The 23,224-nt window shown below is 54.5% G+C and carries 19 protein-coding genes; 5 read left to right on the forward strand and 14 right to left on the reverse strand.

Annotated features, from left to right (window positions below; all coding sequences use genetic code 11):
- Positions 1–108 precede the first annotated feature (108 nt).
- The 5 genes from G6R38_RS01090 to G6R38_RS01110 form a co-directional block, all read right to left on the reverse strand.
- Positions 109–537, reverse strand: a complete 429-nt coding sequence (locus G6R38_RS01090; protein WP_166819846.1) for an ASCH domain-containing protein — start codon at positions 535–537, stop codon at positions 109–111.
- A 3-nt stretch (positions 538–540) separates the two neighbouring features.
- On the reverse strand, positions 541–987 hold the full coding sequence (locus tag G6R38_RS01095; RefSeq protein WP_240928018.1) for a hypothetical protein: 447 nt from the start codon (positions 985–987) through the stop codon (positions 541–543).
- 210 nt (positions 988–1,197) lie between these two features.
- Positions 1,198–1,764 carry a sugar O-acetyltransferase gene (locus tag G6R38_RS01100; RefSeq protein WP_166819847.1) on the reverse strand — a complete coding sequence of 189 codons (567 nt, stop codon included), beginning with the start codon at positions 1,762–1,764 and terminating at the stop codon, positions 1,198–1,200.
- A 33-nt stretch (positions 1,765–1,797) separates the two neighbouring features.
- Positions 1,798–5,037, reverse strand: coding sequence for a cation-translocating P-type ATPase family protein (locus tag G6R38_RS01105; RefSeq protein WP_166819848.1), 3,240 nt, complete (start codon positions 5,035–5,037; stop codon positions 1,798–1,800).
- 100 nt (positions 5,038–5,137) lie between these two features.
- On the reverse strand, positions 5,138–5,836 hold the full coding sequence (locus tag G6R38_RS01110) for a metallophosphoesterase family protein (protein ID WP_166819849.1): 699 nt from the start codon (positions 5,834–5,836) through the stop codon (positions 5,138–5,140).
- A 327-nt stretch (positions 5,837–6,163) separates the two neighbouring features.
- Here G6R38_RS01110 and G6R38_RS01115 point away from each other — a divergent pair, with 327 nt between their 5' ends.
- Complete coding sequence (locus G6R38_RS01115; RefSeq protein ID WP_166819850.1) at positions 6,164–8,623, forward strand: fused MFS/spermidine synthase; 2,460 nt, start codon at positions 6,164–6,166, stop codon at positions 8,621–8,623.
- Between the two features lie 3 nt (positions 8,624–8,626).
- Here G6R38_RS01115 and G6R38_RS01120 read toward each other — a convergent pair whose 3' ends face one another.
- Both G6R38_RS01120 and surE read right to left on the reverse strand, forming a co-directional pair.
- Positions 8,627–9,181, reverse strand: a complete 555-nt coding sequence (locus G6R38_RS01120) for a hypothetical protein (RefSeq protein ID WP_166819851.1) — start codon at positions 9,179–9,181, stop codon at positions 8,627–8,629.
- Positions 9,182–9,263: 82 nt separating this feature from the next.
- Entirely contained in the window at positions 9,264–10,037 is a 774-nt protein-coding gene (surE, locus tag G6R38_RS01125; protein WP_166819852.1) for a 5'/3'-nucleotidase SurE, read from the reverse strand.
- A 195-nt stretch (positions 10,038–10,232) separates the two neighbouring features.
- Between surE and G6R38_RS01130 the strand changes: the two genes are divergently transcribed.
- On the forward strand, positions 10,233–10,859 hold the full coding sequence (locus G6R38_RS01130) for a nucleotidyltransferase family protein (protein WP_166819853.1): 627 nt from the start codon (positions 10,233–10,235) through the stop codon (positions 10,857–10,859).
- A gap of 33 nt (positions 10,860–10,892) precedes the next feature.
- On the opposite strand, the gene G6R38_RS01135 is transcribed toward G6R38_RS01130, so the two are convergent.
- From G6R38_RS01135 to G6R38_RS01150, 4 genes are all read right to left on the reverse strand, one after another.
- A complete protein-coding gene (locus G6R38_RS01135; protein ID WP_166819854.1) occupies positions 10,893–11,078 on the reverse strand; it encodes a hypothetical protein in 186 nt (61 codons plus the stop codon).
- A 103-nt stretch (positions 11,079–11,181) separates the two neighbouring features.
- A complete protein-coding gene (locus G6R38_RS01140) occupies positions 11,182–12,219 on the reverse strand; it encodes a prenyltransferase/squalene oxidase repeat-containing protein (RefSeq protein WP_166819855.1) in 1,038 nt (345 codons plus the stop codon).
- A 227-nt stretch (positions 12,220–12,446) separates the two neighbouring features.
- Positions 12,447–14,033, reverse strand: coding sequence for a hypothetical protein (locus G6R38_RS01145; protein ID WP_166819856.1), 1,587 nt, complete (start codon positions 14,031–14,033; stop codon positions 12,447–12,449).
- Positions 14,034–14,179: 146 nt separating this feature from the next.
- On the reverse strand, positions 14,180–14,938 hold the full coding sequence (locus tag G6R38_RS01150; RefSeq protein WP_166819857.1) for a glycosyltransferase family 2 protein: 759 nt from the start codon (positions 14,936–14,938) through the stop codon (positions 14,180–14,182).
- A 246-nt stretch (positions 14,939–15,184) separates the two neighbouring features.
- Here G6R38_RS01150 and G6R38_RS01155 point away from each other — a divergent pair, with 246 nt between their 5' ends.
- From G6R38_RS01155 to G6R38_RS01165, 3 genes are all read left to right on the forward strand, one after another.
- Positions 15,185–15,403 carry a hypothetical protein gene (locus G6R38_RS01155; protein WP_206028420.1) on the forward strand — a complete coding sequence of 73 codons (219 nt, stop codon included), beginning with the start codon at positions 15,185–15,187 and terminating at the stop codon, positions 15,401–15,403.
- Positions 15,393–15,767, forward strand: coding sequence for a hypothetical protein (locus G6R38_RS01160; protein ID WP_166819859.1), 375 nt, complete (start codon positions 15,393–15,395; stop codon positions 15,765–15,767). The genes G6R38_RS01155 and G6R38_RS01160 overlap by 11 nt, the downstream gene beginning before the upstream one ends.
- A gap of 252 nt (positions 15,768–16,019) precedes the next feature.
- Complete coding sequence (locus G6R38_RS01165; RefSeq protein WP_166819860.1) at positions 16,020–17,525, forward strand: RecQ family ATP-dependent DNA helicase; 1,506 nt, start codon at positions 16,020–16,022, stop codon at positions 17,523–17,525.
- Positions 17,526–17,610: 85 nt separating this feature from the next.
- Here G6R38_RS01165 and G6R38_RS01170 read toward each other — a convergent pair whose 3' ends face one another.
- The 3 genes from G6R38_RS01170 to G6R38_RS01180 form a co-directional block, all read right to left on the reverse strand.
- Complete coding sequence (locus G6R38_RS01170; protein ID WP_166819861.1) at positions 17,611–19,254, reverse strand: TolC family protein; 1,644 nt, start codon at positions 19,252–19,254, stop codon at positions 17,611–17,613.
- 223 nt (positions 19,255–19,477) lie between these two features.
- A complete protein-coding gene (locus G6R38_RS01175) occupies positions 19,478–20,923 on the reverse strand; it encodes an HlyD family secretion protein (protein WP_166819862.1) in 1,446 nt (481 codons plus the stop codon).
- A gap of 88 nt (positions 20,924–21,011) precedes the next feature.
- Positions 21,012–23,165: a peptidase domain-containing ABC transporter gene (locus G6R38_RS01180; RefSeq protein WP_206028421.1), complete on the reverse strand. Its 2,154-nt coding sequence runs from the start codon at positions 23,163–23,165 to the stop codon at positions 21,012–21,014.
- Between the last annotated feature and the right edge of the window lie 59 nt (positions 23,166–23,224).

Consider the following 23,224-nt stretch of genomic DNA (forward strand, 5'->3'; position numbering starts at 1 on the left):
TGAAACATACGAACCGACCGAGTTCTGGAATGGCGGGGAATGTCTTCCCAACCGTAGGTCACAAAACTCGGACTGCCAAACGATTTTTCGAGCAAATCCGATTTCTCGTTATTCGCCGTCTGAACCAGACGATCGGCGACGAAATGGATAAAACCACACGCCATACGGAAGAAAACGTGGAGTGAGTGGTTCCTCCAACCGACTCGCATCCTGCAAGCGCCAACCGAACTTTCCATCGAGCAGCGTCGGTGGCAAACAGGCTTGATCTTCGTCCTGCGGTCTTGTCGCCACGGAATCCACGATTTGAACCGTGCCAACGATCACGCCACGCGGGAGTTCGTCGAGATCCAAACCGTGTTCTTCAACCATAAGGTCCGCGGCGGCATTGTTCGAGATTTTTTTCGAAGCGTACACATAGATCGTACCCCGCTGCCGGGTGTGGCTTGAACGCACCTCGATCGTCTTGATCCCTCGCAGGATCAATTCCGCCCATGGTTGGCGAATTCCCAACGCGATGCGTTCGAAGTCTGGTTCCACGGGTCACCCTCGAATTTTCAAGAACCCGGCGATGAGCACAATGATGGTTCCTAGAACAACCGTGACTGTGGTCCACAGCCGAGAATTGTCACGAATCTTTTGCAAGCCTGCGGACTTTCCTGTCAGTGCGGAAACCAGGAAGAACACGACGAACGCCAGGATCATTTTGCCGCCCATCAAACCGTGATAGAGGCCGTCCCCTTTGTGCTTCGGAATCATGACGACGATGTAATTGTAGAAACCGCTGAGCAGTAGCAGTCCAATGGTGATCATCACGAGCCGCTTCCATCGAGCCATCACTCGAGAATGGAGAGCCGCGTGTTGGTCCTCAGGAAGTTCGGAAGCAGCCGGTTGCAATACGAAGCGGATGAAGATGCCACCGCCCAGCAGGACAATGGCGAAGAACACATGCAGCCATCGTGAGAGTACGTCAAAGACAATGCGATCCACGGATTTTTCCTTGTTCGATTTGATGTGGCATCTGGGACCAAGTCGAGTCGTGATGTCGAGGCTGGCACTGTGATTTCGTTGGAACACATTCCTCGAACAAAACACAAAGTCGAAACACGCCCTGGGCTTTTGCGAATCATAGTCCGCAATGGCCAGCGATTGTAGCCCGTCGGTTCCCACGACGAGAGTCACTCAAAGAATTTGCCGCCCTTACTGCTCGTCTTCGGAGATATAACGAATGACGCGGCAAGGATTTCCCGCGGCAAAAACTCCGGCAGGCACATCCTTGGTGACGATACTTCCGGCACCGATGACCGATCTTTCACCGATGCTTACCCCCGGGCAAATGATCGCGCCCCCACCGACCCAGACATCGGAACCGATTTCAATAGGCTTCCCGAATTCCCGACCGCGACGACTCATGGCGTTCATCGGATGACTGGCAGTCAAAATCTGAACCGCTGGACCAAACTGGCAAAAATCGCCAATGCGAACGGGGCAAACATCGAGCACGACACAGTTGAAATTGAAAAAGACACGCTGCCCAAGATGAATGTTTTGACCGTAGTCACAGTAGAATGGAGGCTGCATCCAAACGGTGTCGCCGCCCGTTCCAAACAAGTCAATCATGACCTGACGCATGCGGTTGGTGTCACTGGCATCGGCTTGATTTAATTGCGTACACAGGTCCCGTGCTCGTTCGCGATCCCGAACCAACTCCCCGTCCAATGCATCATAGAACTCGCCGGCGAGCATCTTCTCTTTTTCGGTTGGCATCGATTCCTCAACAAAATTGCCAATGCGTTTGATTCAGTTCGTCGGTGTGTGTTCTGCATCGACCTGAGGTTGGCTTTCAGGTCGCGGAACGGCTCCCGGCAATGTCAGCGGGCTTTCCGCTCCAATCCAAATACGTCGGCGTCCCTGCACCGCCGGGTCGAGAATGGTCATTTCGCGATCGGCTAGATTTTCTTCGATCGTCTGCCAGAAGATCTCGAATGAGGTTTCTTCGGGATGCTGTTGATAGGCTTGCAGCAAGCTGCGAAACCGATCCGACTCACCGTCGGCTTTCGAGCGTGTCCGGATTGCATCGGCATGGGCTTCCAAGATTGATCGAGCTGCCTGCCCCGCCAACTCATAACTTTGGTTGTCTTGCGGAATCTCTGGATGGGCGGTTAGCGACTTCGTGACCGCATCCCACGCCGCCGGATCAATCGTGCGAGAACCGCCAGCGAGCCCGGAGCGTAAGCGGTCAAAAGCCGTCTCGCCGGCGACCGTCAGCAGCTTCTGTGACTCATACTCCAATGCCAGGTTAATCAGTTGCTCGCGATTCTCCATCGCATCCGCCACATCCCGATACGCCGCCACAACGGATGTCGGCGGATGCACGTCCAACAACCGAACCGCGGCAACGGTGAGTCCCAGATCCATTTGGTTGAATCGCCGTTCGATCCGGTCCCGGCAACGTCGTTCGAGTTGGCTGCGTTCGGTGGTGAGAATCTCGTCCAGCGTCAAGCCCGCCGCGAGTTGCCGAATCTCTGTTTCTGAAACTGCCCGGAGTAGTCCATCTGCACCGGACATGCCAAACGCGAACTTTTGCAAATCGTGAATCTGGTAAAGCACTTCGGCCGTGAGTTCGATCGGAACTTCGTCGCCGGTCAAAATGAGTGATTCCTGCGTGTCCGAACGAATTCGATCCGTGTGATGTTCGCTGACCCATTCAACGGTGGAAGCGTCGAAGTCAACGTCTGGAGTTTGTTCCGACTGAGTTTCATCGACTGGTCGAAATCCGATCGGAATTTGATGGATTTCATCCGTCCGACTGCGATAAACATTCTCGAACGGTGGTGGCCAACGCCAATACAAACCTGCCGCGAGTTGCTGCTCAACTCGGCCAAAACGAGTCACGAAGGCCGATTCATCACTGCGAATCTGCACAATGTTCCAAGAAAGCCAAACCATCGCCACTGCGGCCATTGCAAGTCGCGTCAGCAAACTCGCACGATCGAGGAACCAAAACGTGATCCGAGTCGGCGACAAAAACTGGGCGACGGAGTCCGCAGCTTGCCCCAAACGAGTTGTCCAGCGTGCGAGTGAGCTTGTTGGTGCGGGTTCAAACCACAGCAAACGCATTGCGTTGAGCATGACGGCGAGGGAACCGATTTCGTGAAGTATCGCTGCGGCAACAGGATCCAGCCATCCCGTTGCACTAAGCAACACTCCAAGAATGTTCAGCCCGAACGCGAACACCAAAATGTTCTGGCGAATGTTCGCGACCATCGCTCGTGACAACCGGACCAACCCCGAGAGCGGCCGAAGCGGATCACCGAGCAGAAGCAGATCTCCCGCCTGCCGAACAAGTTCATTGCGAGTATTCCCAACTGAGATCCCCACCGACGCAACCGCCAGGGCAGGGGCGTCGTTGATCCCATCGCCGACCATGGCGACATGACGACCATCCGATTGACGATTGGCGATCCAGCGTGCTTTGTCTTCGGGCTGCAACCCTGAGTGCACTTCGTCGAATCGACCAAGGTGGCTCGCGAGTGAATCCGCCGCTTTTTGGTGATCGCCAGTGAGCAACACCATTTCCGTCACCCCAAGGGCACGAAGTTCGGTCAAGGTCTGCCGAGCCGAATTTCGTTCGCGGCTCGTCAAGGTAATCCATCCATAAAAGTCGCCGTCGACAGCGACACCGAATATCGTTTCGTCACTCTGATTCCCTTCGGTGATCGCGACATCGCGAGACCGAAGAAACGCTTCACTCCCGACAACAATCTGCCGACCGTCTGTGACGGTCTCCCCAGTCACCCCGAAGCCGGGATGAATCCGGACGCTTTGGACTTCAGGGATAATCAATCCGCGTTCCCGCACTACATCACAGACGGCATCGGCCAGCGGATGCTCGCAGTGCTGTTCCAGTGCGGCTGCAAAAGTCAGCACATCGGTTTCATCGAACTTTTCCGAAGATTCGACTCTCGCAATGGCAAACCGTGATTCGGTCAATGTGCCGGTCTTGTCGAATGCGAAGGTGTCGACTTCGGCTAATCGCTCAAGTACCGAAGTCCCCCGGGGTACGACGCCATGCTTGGACGTCCAAGCCAGAGCCGCCATCGCAGCGGTCGGTGTCGCCAAGACCAATGCACACGGACACGAGACCACCAGCACGGCCAAAGCCGGCTCGAATCCGCGGCTCCACTCACCACTGGCAAGACGCCAACCGATCAAGGTGAGTACTGCCGCCAACAGCAGAATTGGGAGAAACAATTGTGCCCATCGGTCGGCCGTCCGCATTGTCGCTGTGCGTTCGGCGGCTGCTTCACGCGTGAACTGGGCAATTCTAGCGGATGTCGTTTCCTCTCCGGTTCGCTCGGCTGAAACCTTCAACAGACCGAGTTGATTAATGGTTCCGGCGAAAACCCGTGCGCCTTCCGTTTTTGCGACTGGCAGAGATTCGCCGCTGAGCGAACTTTCATCGACTTCGGAGCTCCCGTCCGTCACATGACCATCAACCGGAATGACGTCCCCCGGTCGCACGACAACGGTGTCTTCGGTTGCGACTTCGCTCGCGGAGACTTCGATTTCCTGTCCGTTTCTCACGACGAGCGCTGTCGCCGGACACGTCATGAGGCTTTCACGGATCGCCGCTTGTGCCCGGTCAATCGTGTAACCTTCCAAGCACTCACCGAGAAGCGTAATCGCGACAACCAACGCTGCGGTGATGTACTCCCCCAGCAAAATGGCCGACGCCAACGCGATCACCAACGCCAATCCTGCCCCGACTTTGCCTTCCCACAAGTCATCGAGCGTGTGGTAGAGCAGCCGACTACCGCCGACGAGTGCAGCCCACATCGCCAGACGAAATCCGAACACGGTCTGCGTTTCCCATCCCGGTGGTGGAGCAACGCCGAACAGCAAATCGAACCCGATCAATGCCAGCACGATCCCCGTTAACAAATACAGCGGTGCAGACCGGTAATGGATACTGCGCTCCCGCTTGGAATCGGAATCGGTTGGGAGGAATTCACGGAAGGAGTCGGGGACGTAGTGCATACGGTTTATAGGATTCGATTTTCAAACGGCCACAGGAAGACGACGCTAAGATCACCACCAGCTCGGTCTGTTCGACTTTGCGACGAAAGCGGCGGGTCATTCACCGGTGAAACTCGTTGGCGACTTCGTCAAGCCACAGTGGTCCTTCGATTTGGCCAGTTTCTTTGGAACGGTAGATCTCATTCGTGCCGGTCTCCAAGGCGGTCAGCCAGCCGCTCCCACTGGCGAATGTATCAATGCAGACCCAGCCCTCCATAACCACAGGACGACCGTCTTTCTGGCTGGTATGGCCACAGACCACACGACGACCGTCCGGCAGGGCGGCTTCGACCCCGCTCAGGTGTTCCCATCTCATTGCTTCCCAATGTTGGCTTTGCAGGGGAATTTCGGGCCGCAAGTTCCCATGAATGAACACGTCGGTCTCCGTTTCCCAATAGTCCACGCTGGTCTTCAAAAAGTTGATATGGGCTTCCGGAACCAAACCAAGAGTCTGTCCGCCATACGATTCCAAAGCCTCCAAACCTCCGACTTGCAGCCACATGGCGGACATGTAGGAATCGGTGCCTTCGTAAGCTTTGATCATCATTTCATCGTGATTGCCACGAATTAGCACGAAATTGCATTCGTCGTGAAGCGTCATCAACCGTTCGATGACTTGCCGACTTCCTGGTCCGCGATCGACGATATCACCCAAAACAACGACCGTGTCCGTCGGTGTCAGTTTGAGTCGATCCAGCAGGGCGTTCAATGCGGTATCGCAGCCGTGAATATCACCAATGGCGAACACGCGGTCGGACATACAAAAAGCTCCTCTTCTGATATGGGGCGGTGAATCGCCAACCCGGAGGGTGACGTATTCCGATCAGCGAAGCAAGGGTTCATCTGGTGTTAAAATTCCTACAATCCGCCGATATCGCCACAGATCATATTGAACTCGCCGCACACATGCGGATCCATCAGGTCCCATTTGACGAGGTCCGTTTTTTATCCCACGAATAATTGCGGCGGGATGCGTTCCGTAAACACTTCACGTGGTCGGTGAAGAACTCCGAGGAACTGCCCCCGCAAATTGCAATTCCCTGCGCAACGATGTGCAATCACATACGACTCATTATTGGATAAAACCATGCGTGTGGACGCGCCCCAAGCAAGCTGGACGGCTTCGGCCTCTCGAATCCTGTTCGGAATGTTTTTTGTTTCTGGTGTGTGCGGGTTGATGTACGAGGTTGTGTGGGTGCGAATGCTCACTCGGATCCTTGGTAGCACTTCGTACGCCACATCGACCGTGCTCGCTGTCTTCATGGGTGGCTTGGCACTCGGAAGTTTTCTCTCCGGACGATTTGTGGATCGCGTCCGCCGACCACTCCTATGGTACGCCATGCTGGAACTGGCAGTCGCGGCGGCAGCCTTGATGACGTTGATCTTGCCGCAGCAATTGTTGCCACTGTATCGAACTTTGTACCACGCGGCCGATGGCTCTCGTACGATCCTCACCACATGGCAGGTCTGTATTTCTACGGTGGTCTTGCTGCTTCCGACACTTCTTATGGGGGCAACCTTGCCCACACTGTGCAGCTTCGGTGGCCGATGGTTCCCAGATTTCCGACGCGGTGTAGCGAACCTCTACGCCGTGAACACCTTCGGAGCGTTCGTCGGCTGTTTAACCGCGGGCTTCGTGCTGCTTGGAACTATTGGGGAAACTGCCACCATCGTTTGTGGGGCTATGCTCAATGCAATCGTCGCAATGGTCGCGGTCGGGTTGTCTCGAAAATATGAGTCGGCAACACGCATTGAACGAATCAAGGTCGCCGAGGAGCCGTCAGTTCAACAACCAACGGACCGCAAATTGCGATGGGCTATTCTTCTCGCGTTCGCCATTAACGGATTCATCGCCTTGGCAACCGAGGTCATTTGGGGACGGATGTTGGTGCTGTATCAAGGCACGAGCATTTACGCTTTCAGTTCGATGTTGGGTGTCGTCCTCGCGGGAATTGGACTCGGCAGTTATTGGATGGGACGATCGCTGGACGAGTTGACCAACCCGCTCCGAACGTATGCCCGAGTGCAAATTTTGTCCGCTGTGGCTGCGTTGTTCGCGTTGCATCTTTTCGGCTGGATGGGCGGAATGGCTCGGCCGTCGTTCCTTACAGGCACAAACCTCCGAGTTCTACTGACGGCTCCCATCTTACTTTTGGGACCGCTCTCGTTCTTATGGGGCATGGGTTTTCCATTGGCCGCCCATTGTTACACCCGAGTGGCTGGAAGAGCCGGTCGCGATGTGTCCGACTTATACGCCTGGAACACGTTCGGCAGCATTTTGGGTGCCCTTGCTGGCGGGTTCTTGTTCATTTCGACATTCGGCGTGAGTCGATCCGGGATCGTGTTGGCCATCGCGAGTGCCCTTGTCGGGGGATGGTTGTTAAAACTTGATGCTCGTCGGCAAGTCCTCGGACAGTCAACTCCATCGAAGAGCAAACACGTCTCTTGGGGGCTGCTGGTCGCGTGCTGCGTACTCGCGGTGACCGTGGGCGATCCGTACTTGAGAGTCATCGAAAGCCGCATGCAGGCACGGATGGCGACGAAAAGCGCCGATTCGCTGCAAGTCTTTCGACATACCGAGTCCGCAACCGGCACAACGACCGCGTTTGGTCCGTACAAACAACTGTGGGTCAATGGCGAAGGGATGACGCACCTCTGCGTCGAGACAAAACTCATGGCTCATTTGCCATTAGCATTGGCCGACGATCCCCAAGCCACGCCAGACCAACCCGCTCGCGATCGACGCGTTTGCGTGATTTGTTGCGGAATGGGAACCTCGCTGAAATCTGCGATGGTCTATGATGATGTGGAATCGTGGGTGGTCGAACTGTTGCCAGACGTGTTCGATTGCTTCGGATTCTTCCATCCCGACCAGAAAGACCTGCTACGTCGACCGGATGTGCATGCCATCGCGGACGATGGACGCAACTACCTCCAAATGAACGACCGGCGTTACGACGTCATCACTGTCGATCCTGCACCACCATTTTACAGTGCGGGCACCGTCAATCTTTACACGCAGGAATTCTTCGAACTCGCGAAGAGTCGCATCACAGACGGCGGAGTTTTTTGCCTGTGGATTCCGCCTTGGGAAGAACACGAAATTCGCTATGTGATGAAAACTTATCTGAATGTTTTCGAGCATACACGAATTTGGTCCGGCCCTGGGTCCGATGGTTTTCCGCAAGGCTTCTATATGCTGGGACGACGTCAACCGTTTAAAGATGTCGATCAGCGAATCACCGAAATGTATCGCGATGCAAACGTCGTCCGCGACCTGCAAGAGTGGGACGACATTGTGGACTCCGCTGCCGAACTCCAAGCCTTGTACCTGGGTGACGGAAACGAAGTTCGTAAACTACTTACCAATGTTCCCGTGATGACCGACGATACCCCGGTCACGGAGTTCCCGCTGTTCCGGTCGTTGTTTGTGCAGAAGCCGAACATCTTCACAGGTGATGTCCTGCGGCGACAAATCGCGGGTATTCGCAAGGCCCCCGTTCGCAAAGAGCCGAAACGAAATCGAATCGCGAGTTCTCAACGGTAGAGACTATTCGTCCCAGGGAATGCCTTTCTCGTCGTAGATCTTTTTCTTCATGGCTTTGTCTTCGATGATGGCGATCTCACCGGTTTTCGAGTCGTAACCGAACATGCGATAGGGCGGCAACTTGTTGAATTGAATGTTCAACTGCTTGACCAAATCTTTGAACTCATTGAAATTGAGTGGCCGCCCTTTTTCCGCTTGCATGAGTTTCAGCTGATGCTGCATATTCAACGCCTGGACTCGCGAAGTTTGCGTGACATAGGCCGAACCAATGGCGGAGATGGGATCGCTGGCGTTGATCTTGTTATCGATGATGACCAACTCCGGGTTCTTCGCCTGCTCGGCCTGCAAGTCGACGAGACGTCCATCTTCTTTGGCAATGGTCGGACGGGGCGGTGCCGACGGGGCTTGTTCGTGACTACTTGGTGCCTGTGATTCCGTTCCCGGTTCCGTCGGAGCCTGGCTGGTCTGCTGTTGCGGTGCGGGATCTGGCTGATTGATGTCCACGCAACCGCAGACAAGGAAAACGCTTAACGGGAAAACGAAAGACCGAACGCTCATAAAACACCTTTACGATTTTCAAAAACGTTTTTTGTGTCGTGGTGAAAATGCTCTCGGAAGCGAATCACAAAGCGATGGAATCTTAAGTTTCCGAATCAATCGACCACGAAATCTTCGCCGCTTGTTCCATCAGTGTGGTCTCACTGAGATCAAAGTGCAACGGCGTCAGAGTTACGAAACCCTTCGAGACTTCGTAATTATCGGTTTCTGGGATCTGAGCATGATTGCGAGCCGGGTCTAAGCCACTCCAGTAGTAGGGACGGCCACGTGGATCAAGACGCTTTTCAATGGTGTCGTCAATGCGTTTGACCCCCATCCGAACGACTTTCACGCCCTTCGGCCCCTCGGGTGTCGTCTTCGGCAGATTTAAGTTCCATAGCGATCCGGTCGGCGGGTCAGTCGCAAGTAGGTCGCGGATCAAATTCCCAGCAATCTTGGCCGCCCTGGGATAGTCAGGGAGCGTCTCCATCGAGAGCGAAACCGCCACCGACGTCACACCGAAAAACGCGCCTTCAATTGCTCCCGCGACGGTTCCGGAATACAGAACATTGATTCCCACGTTCGATCCGGAATTGATTCCACTAACGACCAAATCCGGTGGGTTTTCGCAGAACTCCAGCATGCCGAGCTTCACACAATCCGCTGGGCTCCCGTGGACCGCCCAGCCAAAATGCTCGCCGTCACGTTGCTCCTTGTGAACCATCAATGGATGAAGATACGTAATCGACAAGCCAACTCCACTCTGTTCCAACGCGGGCGCGACGACCGTGACTTCGCCCAGTTCGCACAATGCATCGTGCAAAGCGTGTAGACCCGGAGCATGGATTCCATCATCATTCACAAGTAAGATTTTCATCGAAAGTCCATCGACCTAGAGTGTTCGGCTTGCGAGGTTGTCACAGTAACTCGGGCGAATTTTGGGTTCGGTTGAGAGCCTTTGAACCGCTATTTTCCGCGAATAAACACCGTCAGTGGCAACACGATGTAGCGTAGGGTGTGACCTAGCAGCGAACAAGGGGTTTAAGAACGACGTTGTCGAGGAGACGAATCCATGCCGAGCGGCCGCGTGTTTGTCATCATTCCCGCAGCGGGACACAGCCGTCGAATGGGACAACCCAAACTGCTGTTGCCGATCGGTCAGCAGACGGTGATCGAGCGTTTGTTGAACGCATTGGATTCGTCGCGAGTCACGGAGCGTCTTGTTGTCATGCGAAAAGACGACGTGTATTTGGCAGACGCTGTGAGGGCCGCCAATGCAACGGTCATTCAACCCGATCACGCCCCGCCAGACATGCGGTCGAGTGTCGAAGTTGCCCTCACGGAAATCGCGTGCCGGTTCTCTCCGAACACAAACGATGCGTGGATGCTGACCCCAGCCGACTATCCACTGATCAGTCGCGACACTGTTGAATCATTGCTCGCCACTTGGATGAGTTCCAACGCAAAGATCTTGATTCCCACGCATGAAGGTCGACGAGGTCACCCCGTAATTTTCCGTTGGACACTTGCAGATCACGTGGCAGCAATTCCTGCGGATCAAGGTTTGAACACCTTGGTTCGCGAGTTCGCCTCCGAGGTGGAAGAAGTCGCCGTCAATGATCCGGCGATTCGACTCGATATGGATACCCCCACCGACTACGAACGGCTCCGGCAACTCGCCTTCAAAGATCCGGCGTAGGGGCGGTCGATCGCCGAACCATTCCAAGCCCGTCTAGGTGAAGTCGGGCGGTTGGTCTTCGTCTTCACAATGCGGACAGATGATCTGCCGATTGCAACGTGGGCAGCGGGCCAAGCCTTGTCCATTTCGACGCACCAGCAACACGGCAAGCAACACCGCATTGACTGTGAATGCCAAGAAACACAGCAAGCCCAGAAATACGGTCAATCCTTCTTGCACGGAAGTACACCCGAAGAGTGAACGATGGAATCGGCGATGACCTTAAAGCATTCCTAGTTCGGATGCAATCGTTTCGTGACTGACCGCAGGTATTTGACCATGCTCAGCGTTGATAGATTGGCAAATATCCTCGTTGCAATTGAAGGATGGTGAGGTTGATCGCCGTCACGTAGACCGGTCCGACGTGGCCTTCTTTCCAGGCCCCATCGTGCGATTGTTTACGGATGAGTTCTTGGCTGATCTCTTTGAAGTACTTTGGCCATTCGTCTTTGAAACGGTACATCACCTGGGCGTAGTAGAAGTGCATGTAATGCCAATGGCCACTATACATGTTGCCTTGCCCCGGCCAGACATTTTTCTTGCAGAAGTCCAGCATCAACGCCGCTCGTTCGGATTCGTAATCGCCGAAGTTGAACATGGCAGCGACACCAGCGGCGGTAATCGGCGGACGAGCCCCACCACCGCGAATACTATATTGGACGCCACCCGCTTGCGGACCTTTTTTGATCGTGCACTCCCAAACGTACTCCTTACCCTTATCGATAATTTCTCGCGAGACGGGAATCCCCGCGTCTCGGCAGGCACGCAGTCCTTGGACTTGGGTGATACACGTCGAACCTTCGTCGAAACCATTTCCATCTTTCGCGGAGACGTACCCCCAACCGCCGGCAGTTGTTTGGGCATTCGCACAGAACTCGACAGCTTTCGTCAGCACCTTCCGCAGTTTCTCACGACGCTCGGCGTCTTCCTCCTCACCATAGACCTGCGAGAGAAACAGCATCGAGTAACCATGACCGTAGGTGTAGTGGTAATCGTTCTCGTAACCGATCAATCCGTTCGGGCGAGCGACAGAGACGAGGTAATCCACCGCCGAGCGAATATTCTTATAATACTTTCCGCGGGTCGTGGTTGATCCTTCGCACAGAAACGCATTTCCGGCGAGCGCCGTCATCGCAACGCGGTACTGGTTGCTATTGGCTTCCCAATAGCCCTGCCGACGTTGACGACTGGCGAGCCACTCCAAACCTTTGTTCACTGCCGTTTCGATTTTCGGATCTAACTTTTCGGCAGAAGCTGGAGCGACGAATGTCGAAGACAAAACTACGACGGCCAGCAGTCCAACGGTTCGACGAATTTGCATCGATCGCTCCCTGATTGATCCACAGCATCGACTTCACAGATCGTTTTCCCCAAAAACGGTTGGGGCACCACTATTGAAGACGATTTCGTGTGGTCAAACCAACAGATTGTTTCGCCGGGTTTGGAGAAACCATCCCCTTACCACAACACTACACAGCCCAAGCACATCCGACAAGAGGCGTTTCCCGATGCCACTGACCGGTCCCAAGCGAATGCGTCGTTTTCCGGTCAACAGTCCGAGGAAACCGTGCTCGTCAAGAAATCCCGCAGCATCTCCGCCGGGTAGAGCACAAACGGAAATTCTCGACTTTTCAGAATCTTGTTCGCCGAGAGTTCGGCTTCGGTGGCTTCAATATCGGAAGCAATTCGCTCATTCTGCAATTGCGTCCACTGCTTCAATTTGTCGGAGACGGAACGCAACTCTCGATGACGCTCACGGTTTTCCCGGCGAATCAGTTGTCGATCCGAACCAACCGCGGCTTGGCGGTGATTGTGCTCTTGGATGAGCTGACGTTTGCGAGTGATGAGTTGACCAACTTCGGGGTCCACGGAACCGTCCAGCCAACGCTCGGGGTTCCACTGCAAATCGCGTTGGGTTTCTCGTAACTGTGTCAGTTCGGATTCCGTCACATCGAACGGTTCTCCCAACGGCAGATGAAGCGTGCAGGACAGTGTCATGAACTTGGGTGCGGTGATCCCGAGTAAGCGGGCAATGAGACAATCGGTCACTTCGTCGTATTTCGCGCCGCCAATTCCGTGCACGAAGAGATCGGAAAGACACAAACGAGCAAACAGAGTCGTTGTCAGTGCTCGCGTTCGCAGGCGGATTCCTTGCTTTGGCAGTTCGCGGAGGGCTTCGACGGCACAACACGCATCCATCGAGCGGTCGAGCGGAAACCGAGCGAACTCTGTGTCGCCATCGGACAAAATTGTTTCACGGCCTTCCTGCCGAGCAAACACTCGCGAACGCTGAGCATCTCCGGCACGCCACACCCAAAACGGCGATTCAATCCAATCTCCATTCTGGACGAGATCTGGCACTGGTCGAGTACCGCTACGAACGCGGTTCACTTTGCGGAACTCTTGCAACGCCTGGTTGTGAATCTGTCGAAATCGTTCCGGATCGGCCAACACCCACCCCGTGAACCACAAGAACGGATCCGTCTCACAAACAGTACTCAGCGGCAATTCCAGGTTGCCCGCTCCCCAATTGCGTTCCAGTTGCATTCGAGACGCTGTCAAAACATCTCGGAGGCCCTGGCCAGACCGAATCGGCTCCGTTGGCCAAAACTCGTTGAGAAGTGGATCGACATTCCAAGCATCCATCACCTCAGAGACGCGTTTCAGGAACCGCTGGAAATCGTCCGCATCCGCCAGATGAGCTTCCTCCCACGGACAACTTGGGACATCCTGATCGAATGCAATGTTCGTGACTTCGGGGTGAGACCGCCGCCCCGTCGGCACGCTAATCTCACGTTGTCCAAGCGTGTCATTGTCGATGACAATGTTCAGCCCCAATCCATTCGATCGCTTCGCCCATTCCGAAACTGCAAAATTCTTGATCCAAACACCGGGGTGGTACAGCTCCGGTTGATGTCCCGTCGCGAACAGCAGGGCGGAATCGTTGAAGTCATCACAAGCACGGCCCGTGAGTTTCTCCGTATAGTCGCGAGCCGATTTGAGAATCTCACGGCGAGACCATTCCCGCAATTGTCGCAACGTGCGTCCTTGGAGAGAAATCCGGGTGGAATCGAGTGCTTTCTGATTTGCCTCGGCCAAGAACAACGCCTCGGATAACGCCGGCTGCGCAAACACGGTGCGATTGTCCCTTGGGACACGCAAGCTTTGTGGAACCAAGGTCGAATCGGACATCGAAGCTGGATCAGCAGCCGAGGCGGAACAATTCACGGAGGCGGGACTTTCAACAGCGGTTTTCGGGGCAGGCAGCCGAGACGCAGGCGTTATGGAGCATCTGGAACCGCACCACATGGTTGCGGAGCGGCCAACTCCCGACTGAGCACACTTTGATAGTATGCCATCCGACGCTGGGCGTCGTCCAACGATCCGCCAAAAGATCGTTCTTCATCGAGATAAATCAACGGAACAGGAAACTCGACAATCCGCATTCCCGCCGCAACCGCTTGAACCCAAACCTGCAACGGCATCGCGTAGCCGTAGTCCGTGACATCCAAACAATTCAGAGTATCCACACGATACGCTTTGAAACCGCAAAACGCGTCCGTCAGATTCAAACCCAGACGTCGGTTGAGTTCTCGGGTGATTTGTAGGTTGATGTAACGACGTTCTTCCGGCGGAGTGCTATCGCCTTCAAATGATGTCAAGTAACGGCTACCGGAAACGATATCGTTCGGTTGATCGAGATTGGGGTCAAACACCTGCCGGGCGATTTCCGGAATCAACTTGGGCTCGTGCTGACCGTCACAATCAATCGTGACGAGCACATCGAATCGATGATCCAGGGCATATTGAAATGCCGTATTCAACGCGGCTCCGTAGCCACTGTTCTCTTCATGCCGGACAACCGCCAGCACATCCTCACCCCACTCCACTTGCAATTGCCGAAGAATTTCTGGCGTGGCGTCGGACGATCCATCATCAATGACCACCATCCGGTCGGCATACCGACGCACCTCCGCGAGCACGTCAGCGACATGATCAGCTTCGTTGTAGACAGGCAGGGCAGTGAGAATGGAAATCATCAGGGCCTCAATGTTGGCATAACTTCGTTCGATCAGCAACGGCCTATTCTAGAGCGTGTGGGATTCGGGTCAACTTGACCGCGACCATCCGAAGATCAACTCCGCCCAACGTAAAGCAGCGGGTCCAGTTTCGGAAAGCAATTTGTTTTTTTGGCGGACGCCAGAAGTGTTCTGCCTATAAGTTCACAGGTCGCCCAGCGGAGGGCTGACACACACGAACCTCAAAACGACATGATTGGAGCCCCAATGACAAACGAAACCCAAAACTGGCCGGATCTCGCCATTGGATTGTACGAACGATTGACCGGACATAACGCCGAGATCACATACGAGTTCGACAACTTCGACCTCTGTGTTCCCAGTGCCGCCAACGAAAACGCCGACGCACCCCAAGCCAAGTGGCGATTTAATGGTGCTCTGAAAATCCGAACCCGTAACGTCGGAGTCGGCGAAAATGCCAACTGAACCGGACACTTCGGTCTACCGGCCAGTCGATGTTGAAGGTGAAATCAGTCTTCAACATGGATCGGACACATTGACGATCGTCGGTCATGGGCCGACGATCGTTGTTCGAGCCAACAGCCTTGGTGTCGCCATCCAACCGATTTCTTGGTTGAAACGACAGCAACCAGGACTTCGCGTTCCGCTGAGACAAATCGGCAGCGTATTGAACACGATGGGTCTAACGATCGAACTCCGCGTCGGCGAAAAACTGCACGCTCGTTTGGGAGCCGACGCACATAGCTCACTTCTGTCATGGTTCGGATTCCGGAACGTTGAATGCCACACGTTTCAGATCGCACGGCGGTTCTGGCAGGGACATTTCTGACATCGAATGAAACCAAGGATGGGACATCGAACATCGGTCTGAATTTGACCAATGGTCAGAATCGAATCACACCGAAGTCCGTAGCAAATCCTCAAATGTTCCTTGAAACATCTCGCAAGTCCCTACTGCAAAGCAGGTTGAGGTGCAAGACGCTCGGGAATTCCAAATTATTCCGGTGGACTGGCAAGGCATTTGCCTTCCCGTGCAATCACGTATGAGACACCTGGATTCCACCTCTACCCGAGAGACTCGATGACCAACCTTCGCGCGACACTCCACCAAGAGTTTGGGTACGACCGTTTTCGTCCGGGTCAACTCGCTGCGTGCAAATCTGCAGTAGCCGGTCAGGATACGATTGTCCTCATGCCGACCGGCTCCGGAAAAAGTCTCTGCTATCAACTGCCGGGACACGAGTTGCCGGGAGTCACGGTGATCGTGAATCCACTCATCTCGCTCGCGGAAGACCAGGCGCGACATCTCCGAGACCTCGAACTCTCAGCGGTGGTCTTGAACAGCTCGCGGACCAAAAAGCAGATTCGTGAAGCTGAAGAGCAGCTACGGAATGGTGAAGTCGAATTTTTGTTCACAACTCCCGAACGACTCCAGAACACCGGACTTTGTGAGACGATCGCAAAAATCGGTGTTGATATCTTTGTCATCGATGAAGCCCACTGCGTTTGCCAGTGGGGCCACGACTTTCGCCCCGACTACTTAAGCTTGGGACACGTTCGGAAGCGACTTGGCAATCCTCCGGTGCTCGCCATGACCGCAACGGCCACTCCTCGCATGATTGAGGAAATCAAGACGATCTTGAAGCTCAGCGATCCCAAGATTGTTTCGACCGGAGTGTTTCGCGAGAACATCGAGTTGCGAGTGGAACGCCGAACTGGTGACTCAATCAAGAAAGACCGACTTCGAGAGTTACTGACAGATCAGCACGGTCTTCATTGCGGCAAACCGGCCATCGTTTATTCGGCAACGACGAAGGGTGTCGATGAAATTGCAGACTTCCTTCAAGGCATGGGCCTAAATACGTTTCGGTATCACGGACGAATGCGAAAAAAGGATCGGTTTGAGAACCAACACGATTTCCTCAACCATGAATCCGGCGTTATGGTCGCGACAAACGCATTCGGTCTAGGCATCGACATGCCGAACATTCGCCAAGTGATTCACTATCACCTTCCCGGTTCCATTGAGTCTTATTACCAAGAAGTGGGACGTGCAGGTCGCGATGGTGAGCCAGCACTCTGCACATTGCTATACGACCCCGACGATTTGAGCATCCAGAAGTTATTCGCCAGCGGGGGCTCGGACTCTTGTCAACTCGCGAGCGGACATCACACACTTGTCTTGGGTTTAAAGAACACGAATAGCTTCCCCGATGGCAGTGTGCGAATCAAAGATCTCGTCGATATTAGTCCGTATGGGCGAACAGCTTTGAAACGCTGTTTTCATCAACTCGCGGCCCACGGTGTGGTTGCACCGGCAGGGCGAGGGAAGTGGCGGTGTGTGCTTCCGGAAGTTCGGCACACTCTGTTCGATCACATTGCAAGAGCTGGGGAAGAAAGGATCGAACGGGCAAAATGGAGTGTCAAAGACATGCAAGAGTTTGCGGAATCGAACGATTGTCGTTGGTCGAGAATTCTACGAACGTTCAATTCCACAGAAGATACGGTTTCCACTGAATCGTGTTGTGACCGCTGTAATCCTATCGAAGCCGGACTAGACAATCGGCCAGTTGCACTGTCATCCTAAGTCACGACCAGCGCATGTTGAGTTGATATATAGCGTCAGCTGCTCCACTAAAACTAGACAGGCGCTAACGAAACTCAGGCTCAGCCTAGTTCTTCACGTGGTCTGGGAGAGAACCAAGTGCCGCTTCGAGCTCGGCTCGCGACCGGAAATAGTCGGCTCGTGCAGCGACGACTCCCGCACGGGCGTCGGCTGTGGCTTGTTCGCGAATGTTGACGAGAATGATTGTGCTCTCGCCTTCCCGGAAGCGATCTTCTTCCGCGGTCTGGAGTTCTTCCGCGAGTTCTAGGTTCGTTTGTGATTGCTCGATCAACGCAAGATCTGCTTGGAGCGACACAAGTGCCATTTGTACTTGCGTGGCGATCTTGTTTCGCGTGAACTCTTCTTTAGCCCGAACTTGTGCGATTTTCGCTTCGAGCGAAGTTTGCTTACCAAGTGCTTTGCGTCGTTGGAGCGGAACACTCAACAAAAGTTGTGTATCGAGTTCGAGTGGTTGCTTGTTCTCTTTCCCCTTATCCTTCCGAGGATCACCCACGTCTTGCGAGACACTGGTGTACCAGTCTAGTTCCGGCAACGCCATGTTTCGCGCTTGGTTCAACTCGACGTCCAAACTTTGTTGTTTCAGGATGAGCGAAGCTAATTCCGGACGTTGAGCCCATGCGGTCTGAATTAATTCATGCCCCAACGAAGGGTCGATGGACTCGACAGCTGGGAAGTCCTTTGGCAATGCAGATTCACTAGGTAGGATTGGTTCCCCCTGTGGAGTTCGCAAGAACAATGAGAGTTTGACAGCGGCCAATTGGTACTTCTGTTGAGCAGCAATCAATTTTGAGCGACGTGATGCAATCAACCGTTGATTGTCCGTCATGGTGATCTCTGCCAAGTCACCTTCATCGACTCGTTCCTGAATCGCCACTTTTCTTTCGTTGGCAAGATCCAACAGCCCCCTCGCGATTCGCACACCTTGTCCAGCCGCGACCCAATCCCAATAGGCAACGGATCCGGCAAGGAGATAGTCGATCAGCTCGGCTTGGATCATCGGCTGCGCGGCCGCTTGTTCGATGTTTGCCACGCCGAGATTTGCACGACGCTCGTCGATGATTTTGTCTTGCATTAGCGGCAAGTTGATCGTCGCTTTGAATTCACCACCTTCGTCTGTCTCACGACCTTTGTACCAAGGCTTGAAGAAGCCTCGGCCGATCCGGTAGCCCGCGAAAACATCCATCCCGTTATAAAGCGGTTGTTCAAACCCAACGTAATGGCGGTAGGTTTCATAAAATCCAAGCGGGGCTTCCAACGCGCCGGCCTTGGCTTTCGTATCGAATGAACCACTCGCCGAGATCACGTTACCGTAGGCGATCCATTGCTCTTGTCGAGCAGCCTCAAGAAGTGGATACGCCCGCACGATGGAGTTCAACACCTCGTCGAGCGACAACGGCTGACCGGCTGTTTGGTCTGCGGAATCATTAGGAGATTCTTCCGGCCCCAACAATTCCGGTAACGGTGCAGTGACTGTCGGTTCGCTTTCGTCCGCTGGTTCTTCGAACGCCGCAAGTTCAACCGATGCGTGTGGCTTTTGCGGTGAACCCGCGTCTTGAGGCAGTTCCGATACCGTACCACGGTGTCCCAGCCGAGCATTGCTGACAGCACGATCGCTCAGCTCTACTGACGTACAACCGCCCCAAGAAAGCGAAAGTACGCATGCCCATGCGAACACTTTTTTGCGTACCATCGGATATCTCATGCAAGTCATGACGGAATACGAATACTAGTTCTCTGATCGTCATAACCGGAAATGCTTCTCCAGATGTTATCAGCGATGTCGCATCGAAATTGAAATCTTTGCGTGGGTGACGTATCGGGATACAGCCAGGTTGATAGCGAGAAACGAAAACAGGGCTTACGACTTCAATAGTCGTAAGCCCTGTGAGAGTCGTGGATTTCCGCAAGTCCGGCTATTTGCCGACCTTGACGGGAATCTTCTTGGGCTTGTCCTCACTACCGCTTTTCACGCTTTGGGGGAAGCCGTTCAACTGACGCCAGACCTCATAGCCGAGAGCCACACGGTCAAGCAGAATCCACCCGTTCGCTCGAACACCTTGGCGAAGGTAACGATCATCTGGCCACTCCTGATCTTCTGAGTCCGCCAACACGATGACTCGAAATCGGCCTTTGTTGTCGTCGGTATTGTCGACAGACGCGACTGTTCCGCCAAAGGTCCCAACAGCAACCGAGGGCCACCCCGTAAATTGAACAGCCGGCCAGCCTTCGAATTGCAGTCGCACATGCCGACCCGCTTCCACTAGCGGGGCATCATTGCCATCGACCCAAATTTGCACCGCCCGCTCACCGCCTCTTGGGACGAGTGTACAGAGTTTATCGCCTTCCTTGAGGATCTTTCCTTCCGTCGCCACCAAGTCTTGGATGTACCCCGACCGTGGCGCGGTGACAATTTGATTCTGTTGTCGATTCACTGAGATTTGCGCCTTCGCTAACTCCTGCTTCGCCTTGCTAAGTTCGCTTTGGCTTTTTGCAATCTTGCTCTGCGATTGAGCGACCTTTGCGTTCACGTCTTGAAGCTTTGAATCGGCAGCGGCGATTTCTGCATCCCATTTTTGAGACTTCGATTCCCGCTCTTTCTTTTTGCCTTCGACTTCCTTCTGACTGGCCTCTAACTGTGACTCTGCCACGCCCAATGTTGCGACGGCCCCGAGATACTTGGCTTCGACTTCCTGAAACTTCAGTTTTGACGTCAAACCTTTTTCGGAGAGACGTTTCTGTCGACCGTAGTCGATCTCAAGTTGGCTTTTCTCCGCTTCGGCTTTGCGGACTTTTTCGCGAGCCGCAACCACCTTTTGTTCCGCCGCCGATATCAAGGCGTCTGTGGCGGCTAAGTCAGCATCACGCGCGGATCGATATGCCTCGACCATGCCTTCTTGAATCGGGATGATTGCTCGGTTCGTACGGAGATTCGACTGTTCCGCCTCTAACTGCTGTTCCAACGCATCAACCTGACTTTGGGAAAGGTCACGTTGTTGGACAAGCGTCGTGAGATAGTCGGGGTCAAGGTCCTGGATCTCCAAGATGACCTGGCCTTCCTCAACGAAAGCGTTTTCGTAGATGCCCTCGCCCCAACGCGTGACTCGCCCTTTCGCGGGTGCTTCGAGGATTTGCTGCCGATCGAGCGGTGCGTATGCAATCACGTTGCCGCTCCCGCTGACAGATTGCTGCCAGGGCGCGAACAGGAGCAGGATAATCGTGATGAACATAAGTGCGATCAGCAACCGCGCGATCCGACGGGCCAACCGCGACGACCGCGCCAACCGCAACGCAGGCAGTGCCTGATCGCAATAGGTGGTTTCGGTCATCACCATCGTCGATTGTGTTCGTTCATCGAGCATATCGTGACTGGCTTCGTGTAAAGGTCAAATTGAGTGCGAAATTGGCCATCACACACGCGACTGACAACAGCCGCCATGGTGCGACCGGCTAATCGTGTTTCGGCTCTTCGAGGTAAGTCACGTTCTGACAGCGGTCGGCAATTTCACGGCGTGCGGTCAGGATGATTAAGGTCCACGGGAGTGTCTTCTGAGAGAGCCGTTCGAAGAATTGCTCGATCTCTTTGGACGAAAGTGTGTCGAGAATCCCATCAATTACCAATAGTTTCGGACGTCCGGCGATGGCACGGGCCAACGCCAACAGACATGACTGGCGTTGCGTCAATGGCAAACCATTAGGCGTTAGTTTGGTCTCAAGGCTGTCGGGCAGGCTGAGGACTTCTTCATAAATCCCCACCAGCCGCAACGCATCTTTGACATCCGTCGTCGTCACACCGGTACGTTCCAAATGCACGTTCTCGGTGACGGGGCCCGTGAAGATTTCCGGGTCCCTTACCAACGCGACGTGATGTCGAAAAACATCCGGGCGGATATCTCGTGGGTTGAAACCATCGATTTCCAACCGACCACTAGTCGCGGCTCGAAGTCCGAATAGGAGGTCGCCGAGGGTCGATTTCCCCGAACCCCGCTCCCCGAAAATGGCCATCGACTCTCCAGGACGGACGTCCGCACTGAAGGGTTTGAGTCCACGACCGGTCGAGGCATATTTATGAGAAACGTCAGAGAAATGCACGGATGCCAGTTGAGAATGCGGAATCAACAGTAAACCATCGCGACGTTCGAGCGGCAGATCGAGCAAGATTCCAATTTTGTCGACGGCCGCCAACAGGTCGTAAAACGATTCCAGGTGTTTCCCTAATTTTGCGAAGGCACCGACAATCACGGCCACAATCAATTCCGCGGCCACCAACTGCCCCAGCGTGAGTTGGCCTTGAATCACCAGCCAACCGCCCAATCCAAGCAACGCGGTGCTGGTGATGGCCTGAAGCGTGAGCGCGAATGCGATTTGTCGGAACAGCACCTTAAAGTGTTTGCGTCGATCCTCAAGGTATTCCGAAACGAGCAAGTCCGACCGTTCGATGGCGAACTGCCGTCCACCGCCATAACGGAACGTATGACGACAACTCACCACGGACTCAAACCACTCGGCAATGTAGTATTTCCGCTTCGACTCTTTCACCGCACTTTTGACGGCTCCGCGTCCCAGACCAAACACGATGACACCGATCATCGCCAGCAATACGACGTCAAAGCCGAGCAACCACGGGTGATAAAAGGCCAGCACGGCCATCCCGACGAATGTTCCCAGCACGATCACCACAGCATCGAGCAGCAGACCTGCGACTGCCTTCTGCACGGTGACAACATCGAAAAATCGGTTCACCAATTCTGGCCCGTCATGGTCGTCGAACGCGGAGACTTGCACGCGTGGAAGTCTCCGAGCCAGTTCACCGGCAATCCGCACAAACAATCGCCGCTGAATGATTTCGACCACGAACGTCTGTAGCACACGAATGGCGGCTGAAAACGCCAGAAACGCGAACAGCATCAGTGCCAAAACGAGAACCGGCTGTAAGAACCGACCGAAGGCGACCGTGTTGACCAACGCTTCCACCGCCACCGGAGTTGCGAGGGTCAGCAGACCGACAATCATTGCGAAGACCAGCACCACCCAAATATCGGGCCATTCCGGTCGAACAAGTTGAACCAAACGATCGAGTGGCGAAAGCCCGGCATGTTCGGGATGCTGGACCGGCTTGACCGGATCGGAAACGACACATCGGACCGAAGACGGATGGTCAGAATGCCGAATGGTGCGTTCAAATTGCTTCGCGGACAGAAGCTCTCTTTTTGGCGATACAACAGTTTTTTCGGTGAATCGAACTGTATCAACGCGTCGGCGTTTCAACTGTGCGATCAACCAAGGAGCTTCCTGCTGGGGAAGATAGGTGGCCACGCATTCGCGATTCAGGACGAGGTTGGTCATTTCCAACGGTTCCACGTCCAGCACCGTGAGTTCCATGTCGAGGCTGCGTGCCGCCTCCACCAACCACCGCCACCAGGTAGTTGAAACATCACCAGGCCAAGCGGTAATAGCTTCACTAACGGCGCGACGAACCGCTGCACGGTCCATGGTCCGTTTCTGAGATTCTAGAAGTCGCGTTAGGATCTCGACACATGGCGTCGACTGTCTCGCGCAGACTTCCTGTTCGTTTCGCCCCTGCAAGTCCCGTTGCGTATCCATCGATCATCCAGATTGAGATTCGGTCTGTTGCCGTTCGCTGACGCCCCCCATGAGAGAAT

Source organism: Thalassoroseus pseudoceratinae (assembly GCF_011634775.1).
GTDB lineage: Bacteria > Planctomycetota > Planctomycetia > Planctomycetales > Planctomycetaceae > Thalassoroseus > Thalassoroseus pseudoceratinae.